The organism is Lactobacillus psittaci DSM 15354 (genome assembly GCF_000425905.1).
Classification (GTDB): Bacteria; Bacillota; Bacilli; order Lactobacillales; family Lactobacillaceae; genus Lactobacillus; species Lactobacillus psittaci.
Map to the genome: position 1 here is coordinate 1 of NZ_AUEI01000025.1, position 1,100 is coordinate 1,100.

General features: G+C 29.6%; 1 pseudogene. It reads right to left on the bottom strand.

The window, feature by feature from the left end:
- Window positions 1-96: 96 nt before the first annotated feature.
- A pseudogene (locus H628_RS07990) lies at window positions 97-782 on the bottom strand (ISL3 family transposase); the annotation flags it as partial.
- Window positions 783-1,100 lie beyond the last annotated feature (318 nt).

Consider the following 1,100-nt stretch of genomic DNA (forward strand, 5'->3'; position numbering starts at 1 on the left):
TTAATCAAGATGTCGTCAGTTCGAATCTGGCAACCGGAGCAAACGAAAGACAGACCCTACGGCCTGTCTTTTTTTGTTTACTTTTTTTATGTTATTAGAATTAATTATTTCTTTCAAAGAATTAGTATCTCTAGCTTTAAGAGCAGCCATAAAGTCTTGCATTAAATTATACGCATTATCTAGCCTTGGATCACAACTAATACCTTCCATTACAACTTGTTCTTGAGTTAGATAGTCTTGGAAGTGCCGATTGTAATTATGAAAACAATCAATAATAATTTCAGTGTTAGGAATAAAATTTACTAAAGCATTTAAGTAAAAACATCTTGTATCTGTTTCTGAGGATTTGAACCACCTCATGCTTTTAACTATCAAGGTAAATGAAGTGTGCTTTTTATCAACGCTTTTAAATTCATCAAAGGCTAAGTGCTTAGGTAAATAGTTATAGTTATCAATAAAACGATGAGAACAAGAAGCTAAAACGCGTTGAACAGTATTAACAGATAAGCTACTCTCACGAGTATACTAATCATAGAACGGTTCTCAGTTAAAGCAGAAAGAATCTTTCTTTTGGTGAGATTAGAGTAATAAAACTAATATTAGTCTGAAGATGGCCATTATTAATAAGATTAATAGAAAATAAGATTAATAGAACCCAAAAAAGGACAAGCAGGCTGAATAAGAAGAGCTTTAAAGATTTTATAATTAATACCATTAATTATAAAATGATATTAGAGTTTTGGATATCGAGGAAAAATTAATACATCATTATAAGAGGACATAGAACAACCTTCAATCTATTAAAATTTAAGTCGTGTTGAATTTTATTGAAATAGAGGGGACTATGTCCTCTTTTTTACTTTTTTGAAAAAATAAAAAATTTTTTAGTCAATTTGAAGCAGAAAAACTATAAAAAAGGAACTATTATTTAGTAATAAAAGATAAAGTTCATAAAAGAAGAGAAATAAAAAAGGAGAGAATTTGACAACGACACCAGGTGTTCGAAAAAAACATTGTATAAATCGAACAAAGTACCAAGTTTGACGAAAAGAGTGAAAGCCTGTATAGTAGTATCTGTTCTCGCGAGAGGTAAAAACTTA